Origin of the sequence: Streptomyces capoamus, from assembly GCF_014654935.1 — a bacterium.
GTDB lineage: Bacteria > Actinomycetota > Actinomycetes > Streptomycetales > Streptomycetaceae > Streptomyces > Streptomyces capoamus.
Genome location: NZ_BNBF01000043.1, coordinates 21,966 through 29,563, shown reverse-complemented (window position 1 = coordinate 29,563; position 7,598 = coordinate 21,966). Strand labels below are relative to the sequence as shown.

Sequence of the window (7,598 nt, the reverse complement as noted above, 5' to 3'; positions counted from 1 at the left end):
CCCGGAAGACCAGGAGCGTCTCGTAGGTGGGCGCGAAGCCGCAGGCCACGGTGAAGACGGCGTACGTGATCACCGTGACCATCAGGGCGCGGACCCGGCCCACCCGGTCCGCCAGCACGCCCGCCGCGGCGCCGCCGACCGCCGAGACCACCAGCGTGACGGTAGTGAACAGGCCGGTCTGACCGCTGTCGAGGCCGAAGTGCGCCGTCAGCGCCACCATGCTCAGCGGCAGGGTGAAGTAGTCGTAGGAGTCCAGCGCGTAGCCGCCGAAAGCACCGGCGAAGGCACGCCGGCCGCGCGGACCGAGGGCGCGCAGCCAGCCGAACGGGCCGTCCTCGCCGGTGTGTCCGGTGTGTCCGGTGTGTCCGGTGTGTGCGGTGGGTGCGGGCCGCGTGCCGGTGGACGGCGCGGAGGGCGGTGGGGGCGGTTCGCTCGTGCTCATGGGCACCTCGCAGGAGGAGGACGGAGGGTGCTGGGAAGTGAGCCGTGTGAGCACGGTAGAGGATTGTTCAACGATCCCTCAATACCCACGTTGATCCGTCCTGGTGTCTGCGATTGAATTCCGGGCATGGCAGAGCAGCTGACGGGCCTGGCCGGTGACCGCGCCCTCCTGGGCCGGACGAGCACCGCCGAGCGGGTGTCGGACATCCTCAGGAGCCGCATCGCCGAGGGCTACTTCCCGCCCGGCACCCGGCTGTCGGAGGACGGCATCGGCGGTGCGCTCGGCGTCTCCCGCAACACCCTGCGCGAGGCGTTCCGGCTGCTCACCCACGAACGCCTGCTGATCCACGAGCTCAACCGCGGGGTGTTCGTACGGGTCCTGACCGTCGAGGACGTGGAGGACATCTACCGCACCCGTTCCCTGGTCGAGTGCGCCGTCGTCCGCGGGCTGGGCGCACCGCCGTACCGGCTGGACAGGCTGGCCGAGGCGGTCGAGGAGGGCCGGAGGGCGGCCGCCGGGAACGACTGGAAAGAGCTGGGCACCGCCAACATCCACTTCCACCGGGAACTCGTCGCCCTCGCCGGCAGCGAACGCACCGACGAGCTGATGCGCAGCGTCTTCGCCGAGCTGCGCCTCGCCTTCCACGTCGTGGACCACCCGCGCCGGCTGCACGAGCCCTACCTCGCCCGCAACGCCGAGATCCTGCGGGCCCTGCGGGCCGGGGACCGGCACGGCGCGGAACGGCTGCTGGAGACGTACCTCGCGGACTCGCTGGAACGGGTGGTCGAGGTGTACCGGCGGCAAGTGGGCGAGGACGCGGCCGGCACCTGACGCGCTTCTGTGACGGCCGTCGCTTCTGAGCCGTTTGGGTCGATGTCGGACCCAGGACCTAGTCTGTGCACCGTGACTTCGCCTGCCTCGACGGACCGTGTTCCGCCCCAGCTCAGCGCGGCGCCGCGCCCGGCTCCGGGCCCGGCCGCCGACGAGGGGCTGGCGCGCCGGCTGCGCGCGCTCGCCTGCACCGCGCCGCTGCACGACCTGGACGCGCGCAAGGCCAACCTGGCCGGTGAGTACTCGGTGTACGGAATGGCCGAGGTGGCCCTGGCCGCCATCGACCTGGTCACGCTGAACATGGACTTCGACACCGGCGCCGACCACGAGCAGATCGTGGCCCGGCTGATCCCGCGCATCGCCGCCCAGGCCCCGCACCGGCCCACCGCCGAACACGAGCGCGTGGCCCGCTGGGTCCTGGAGAACCTGATTAACGTCGGCAGCGTGGACCGCGGCTTCCGCGCGGTCTACGGCACCTTCGCCCCGGACGGCACGTACGTCCGCCGTGACTACGACTTCAAGCTGATCGAGGAGGTCCCCGGCCCCGGCGGCACGGTGTACCTGCGCACGACCGACGAGGCGGTCAACGTCCTGGTCGGCGCCCTGGACACCGACGTCACCAGCGCCCAGATCGCCGCCGAGGTCAAGCTGGAGGTGCTGATCAGCCGCGGCCGGCTCGCCGACGCCCAGCTCGCCGCCGAGCAGGCCCGCTACCGCACGGTGCAGTACTCCGAGACGCTCCGCCGGGCCCTGGACGCCACCCGGCGCAACGTCCGCGCGGTCGACTGGCTCAAGGCCGTCCCCGACATGATCGCCGAGGCCCTCGACCACGTCGCCGAGCGCTACCGCCACGAGAACGCCATCCTCACCAACATCCGCAAGGCCCGCGACGAGACGGAGGAGCCCGAGCACAAGCGCCGCGCCGCCGAACTGGTCGACATCGTCAAGGACTGCATCCGGCGCCACACCCAGCTCCAGTCCCGCCTGCTGGAGGCCGGCCCGCTGTTCCGCGCCGAACAGGACCGGCAGGCCTTCGCCACGCCGGCGGCCACGTCCGGGACCGACCTCTACGGCCACCTCGTCGCGCCCCTCCTCCCGCTGCCCCTGGAGCAGGCGATCCGGGTCACGGACGCCTTCTTCGCGCGCGGCACGGGCCCGCGCACACCGGTGTCCGTCCGGGTCGGGGACCTCGTCGACATACTGCTGACCCCGCCCGTCGAGCGGGAGCACCTCGGCGCCGAGATGCCCGAACCCGACCTGATCGCGACGCCCGACGACAGCCGGTTCAGCGAGGAGCAGCTGGCCGCCGCCACCGAGCTGCTGGACCTGCCGCCGGACGCCCCGCGCAGACTGTCCGGGCTGCTCGCCGAGGCCCGGCGCACCGGCGACCCGGACCTCGCGTACCTGGTCGCACTGCTGGCGGTCCACGCGGCCAGCCCGGCCGTCGGCACCGCCTACCGGCAGGGCGAGGAGAAGCTGCTGTTCGCCGTGGACGACGGCACCGAACTGGACGACCCCGAGTTCGGCGGGGCGGACCTGATCGTGGGAACCGCCCTGCTGGACGCGGCCGGCATGGCCGCGGACCGGACGGAAGCAGCATGAGCGCACCCCAGCACGACAAGGAGCCCAACCCGTGACCGAGCACGTCGACCGGAGTGAACCCGAGCCCGCCGCCGCACCGGCCGGCTCCGCCGTCACCCCCGCCGACGCCGCCGACGCGGCGCGGCTCGTCGCCTTCGGACTCCAGCCCAAGCTGGCGCCCGCCCGCGACCAGGAGTACACCGACCTGCTGCGCCGCCACCGCGAGGACCCGGCGTTCGCCCGGCTCGCGGACGCCGTCGCCGCCGGCCTCGGCCTCGTCGTGCTGGAGGTGTCCCCGCGCGCGGGCATGGCCGTCACCGCCGCCGAGGACTCGGTCTTCGCCGTCCGTATGGGGGACTACGCGCGTCGCACCGCCGCCGACTCCGCCGACCGCTTCCTGCACGGACTGGCCCATCTCGCGGTCGCGGCGCTGGCGTTCCCGCGCCCGGAGGACCTGGCCGACGACTCCTACATCGGCCGGGTCACCGTCAACGGCGTCGACGCCTTCGTGCGGCAGGCCTGCCGCCGCCTGGAGGAACGCGCCGAGGAGCAGGGCGAGAACACCGACCCGGCGACCGACGCGCCCGGCCTGGAGGCCGCCTGGCGGATCTGGGCCCGGCGCAGCGCCACCGGCGCCACCAAGGACGCCCGCCGCCCGGCCGCCTCCACCACCGGCATCGTGGCCAAGGCCCTGGCCTTCCTCACCGACTCCGGCTTCCTGCAGCGCACCGGCGACGACAGCGGCGGCACCTACCGCACCACCGCCCGCTACCAGCTCCAGGTCCGTGACATGGCCGCCAGCGCCGCCCTGGCCGAGCTGCTGGAACTGGGCGTCGTCCCGGTCACCGACGGCACGGCCACCCTGCTGCCCGCCGAGGACACCGACGACCTGGACCTGGTGGCCGACGCCGGGCTGCCGTTCCACTCCTGACGCGGCACCCCGTAGCCCCAGAAGCCCAGAACCACCGCACCTTTCACCAGACTTACGAGAGTCCGCCATGTACGAGCTGTCCCGGGTCCGCCTCTACTCCATCGGTCCCGCCGGTGCGCGCTACGCCGACACCGTGCTGGACCTGCGGGGGGTCGGCGCGCCCGTGCCCGACCCGGCGCCCACGCAGGCGGAGTTCTTCCAGGACGAGCCGTCCGGGCCGCCGCGCCGGCCCGCCCCCGCGGGCGTGCTGTTCCTGGAGAACGGCGGCGGCAAGTCCGTCCTGCTCAAGCTGATCTTCTCGGTGATGCTGCCGGGCCACCGCAACACCCTCGGCGGCGCCAGCTCCGGCGTGCTGCGCAAGTTCCTGCTCGCCGACGACTGCGGCCACGTGGCCCTGGAGTGGCAGCACGTGCAGACCGGCGAGTGCGTCGTCGTCGGCAAGGTCAGCGAGTGGCGCGGGCGGCAGGTCTCCAACGACCCGCGCAAGTTCGCCGAGGCCTGGTACTCCTTCCGGCCCGGCCCCGGCCTCAGCCTGGACAACCTGCCCGTCGCCGAGTCCACCGCCGTACGGCCGGCCGCCGAGGGCACCTCCGGCGCGCACGGCCGCCGCCGCACCATGAAGGGCTTCCGCGACGCCCTCATGGAGGCCGGCAAGGCCTACCCGCACCTGGAGGTGCACTGGGAGGAGACCCACGAGCGCTGGACCGAACACCTCGGCGACCTCGGCCTCGACCCCGAACTCTTCCGCTACCAGCGCGAGATGAACGCCGACGAGGGCGAGGCGGCCGGCCTCTTCGCGGTCAAGAAGGACTCCGACTTCACCGACCTGCTGCTGCGCGCCGTCACCGACACCCGCGACACCGACGGCCTCGCCGACCTCGTCAGCGGCTTCGGCAGCAAACTCGGGCGGCGCGCCGAGCTGATCGCCGAACGCGACTTCACCGCCGGCTCCGTCGACCTGCTCGGCCGCATCGTGGAGGCCGCCGAGGCGCGTTCCCGCGCGCGTGACGTCCACGCGGGCGCCGAGCGCCGCACCCGCACGCTGGCCCGCCGGCTGTCCGCGCGGGCCGTCCGGGAGCGGGTCCGGGCCGCCGACCTCGCCCAGCGCGTGACCGCCGCCGCGTACGCCGTCACGCACTCCGAGGGCGCCCGCGAGCGCAGCTCCCTCATCGCCGCCGAACTCGCCTACCGGCACGCCTCGCTGGCGCTGGCCGCCGCGGAGAAGGCCGCCGCCGCGCAGAAACGCGAACTGGCCGACGCCCGCACCCTGCACTCCGCCTGGCAGGCCGCCGAGGCCGTGCTGCGGCACCGGGCCGCCGCCGACCGCGTCGCCCGCGTGTCCGCCGCCATCCAGGAGGCCGAACGGGACGCGGCCCCCGCACTCGCCGCCCGCGCCAAGGCCGCCGTGGACCTCGTACGGGCCTTGCACGCCGCCGCGGGGGGCGCCGAGGCCCTCGCCAACGAGGAGGAGGAGCGCTCCGCATCCCTCCAGGAGGCCGGCGACTCGGCCTACCGGGACTCCACCGCCGCCGCCACCGAGGCGCAGCGGGCCCGCAGTGAGGCCGGACACCTGCGCCAGCGGCTCGCCGAGGTGGAGCAGGAGACCGCCGAGGCCGTCCGCGCGGGCTGGCTGGACGACAGCGCCCCGGACGCCGACCCGGCGCGGGCCGCGCTCGCCGCCAGCGACGCCGAGAAAAGTGCCGTCGCCGCCTGGGACGCGGCCCGCGAGGCCGCCCGCAAGGCCACCGAGCACGCCCGTGAGGCGGCCTCCGCCGAGTCCCGCGCCGAACTGACCGCGGCCCGCGCGGCCGACGCGGCGACCGCCGCCGAGCGCGCCCACGACGCCGAGCGGCGCCTCGCGGAATCGCTGGCCGCCGAGGAACGGCTCGCGGAGCTGCTGAGCCTCCCGGGCGCGCCCGGGACGGCACGGGTGCCCGCGCCCCGGACGGAGGAGCCCGACGGCACCCGCGCACCGGCCGCCGTCGCCTCCCCCAGCGCCCTCACCCCCGAGGAGCTCGACCGCTTCGCCGACGAGCTGCGCGAACTCCTCGACGAAGCCGTGTCGCGCGCCGAACGGCACCTGTTCGACCTGCGGACGGCCGCCGCCGACGACGCCCGCATCCTCGGCGCCCTCGGTGACGGCGGACTGCTGCCGCCCGGTCCCGACGTGCTGGCCACCGTCGAGTTCCTCGGCGAGCACGGCATCCCCGCCCTGCCCGGCTGGCGCTACCTCGCCCAGGCCGTCGACCCCGCCGACCACGCGCGGGTGCTCGCCGCCCGCCCCGAACTGGTCGACGGCGTCATCATCACCGACCCGGACACGCACGCCCGGGCCCGCGAGGCCCTCGGCGACGCCGCCCTGCTGCCCCGTTCCGCCGTCGCCGTCGGCACCGCCGCCGCGCTGCTCGCCCCGCCCCCGGCCGCGGGCACCGCCGCCGGTGACGTGTTCCTGGTGCCGCCGAACCCGGCCATGCACGACGAGCACGCCGCCGACGAGGAACGCCAGGCGCTGCGTGCCCGGGCCACCGAGCGCGACGAGGAGATCCGCGCCCTGGCCGCCCGCCTCGGCAAGGACCGCGAACTCGCCGCACGGCTCGCCTCCTGGCGCACCGGCTGCCCCGCCGGGCGCCTCACCGAGCTGGCCCGGGCCGCCGAGGAGGCCCGCGCCTTCGCGCAGGAGACCGAGGCCGAACTCGCCGAGGCCCGCACCGCGCGCGCCGAGGCCGAGGAGTCCGCCGCCGAGGCCACGCAGCTCCGCGACGAGCGGCAGGAGGCCGCGCAGAAGGCCCGGCGCGCCGCCGACGCCCTCGCCGGCCTGGCGTTCCGGCTCCGCGAGCGCGCCGGCTGGCAGGTCAAGCTCCGCGAACTCGCCGACGAGGCGGCCGAGTCCGAGGCCCGCGCCCAGGCCTGCCTGGATCGTGCCCGCGCCGCCGACGAGGACCGCCGCGCCGCCCAGCGCGCCGCCGACGACGCCCGCCGCACCGCGCGCGCCCTGCGCGCCGAGCGCGCCGAGATCGCCGGCGCCCCCGACGACGTACCCCCGGCCGACGACGACACCCCCGAGGCGTCCCTGCCCGCGCTCCGCGAGGCCTACCGGGCCGCCTCCCAGCTGTACGAGCAGGTCGGCGTCGGCGCCGACCTGCGCGCCGAGCAGGCCCGCGCGGAGAGCGACGAGAGCGCCGCCCGCACCGAACTGGACCGGCTCAGCAACAAGGTCCGCACCCGTGCCGAGCAGCTGCTCCAGTCGCCCGACGGCTCCGACGGACCGTCCCGGCAGGCCGCCGCCGCGCGCGCGGAGGAGCTGGTGCAGCTCCTGGAGACCCGGATGTCCACCGCGAGCGAGCAGCTCGGCCGGCTGCGCGGCGAGACGGAACGGCACGCGCCCGAGGACGGCGAGGCGCACACCGAACTGCCCGCGGAACTCGTCCCGCGCGACGCCGAGCACGCCCAGGCACTGCTGCGCACCGCCACCGCCGAACTCGCCGCCCGCACCGAGGCGCTGGCCGAGGCCCGCGAGGCGCACGCCGGACTGCTGGAGGCCCACCGCGCCGCCGAGGACGCGGCCGGCGGCTTCGACGAGATCGCCGCGATGCTCCGCGACCTGCTGCGCGAACACACCGCCGACGAGGAGCAGGAGGAGCAGGAGCCGTACCCGGGCACCCTGGAGGAGGCCCGGCACTCCGCCGCCGAGGCCCGCCGCTCGCTGCGTGGCTGCGCCGCCGACCTGTCCACCGCGGAGGCGGCCGTGCGTGAGGCGAGCGACGTCCTCGTCCGGCACGCCAACTCCACCCGCTACGAGCAGGTGCGCACCCC

5 protein-coding genes are annotated in these 7,598 nt (G+C 75.6%); 4 read left to right on the top strand and 1 reads right to left on the bottom strand.

Annotated elements, in window-relative coordinates:
* Window positions 1-442, bottom strand: a 442-nt coding sequence (locus IE312_RS43445) for an MFS transporter (RefSeq protein ID WP_229900878.1), incomplete at its 3' end; no start/stop codon positions are given.
* A 126-nt stretch (window positions 443-568) separates the two neighbouring features.
* On the opposite strand from IE312_RS43445, the gene IE312_RS36525 reads away from it, so the two are divergent.
* The 4 genes from IE312_RS36525 to IE312_RS36510 all read left to right on the top strand — a co-directional run.
* Window positions 569-1,273: a GntR family transcriptional regulator gene (locus IE312_RS36525; RefSeq protein ID WP_189986623.1), complete on the top strand. Its 705-nt coding sequence runs from the start codon at window positions 569-571 to the stop codon at window positions 1,271-1,273.
* A gap of 72 nt (window positions 1,274-1,345) precedes the next feature.
* A complete protein-coding gene (locus IE312_RS36520; RefSeq protein ID WP_189986622.1) occupies window positions 1,346-2,875 on the top strand; it encodes a hypothetical protein in 1,530 nt (509 codons plus the stop codon).
* Between the two features lie 31 nt (window positions 2,876-2,906).
* A complete protein-coding gene (locus IE312_RS36515) occupies window positions 2,907-3,785 on the top strand; it encodes a hypothetical protein (RefSeq protein WP_189986621.1) in 879 nt (292 codons plus the stop codon).
* A 67-nt stretch (window positions 3,786-3,852) separates the two neighbouring features.
* A partial coding sequence (locus IE312_RS36510) for a hypothetical protein (RefSeq protein ID WP_229900877.1) occupies window positions 3,853-7,598 on the top strand: 3,746 nt, incomplete at its 3' end.

Excerpts from the sequence above, each read along its gene's own strand:
- IE312_RS36525 (WP_189986623.1), top strand. The coding sequence starts at position 569 with ATGGCAGAGCAGCTGACGGGCCTGGCCGGTGACCGCGCCCTCCTGGGC.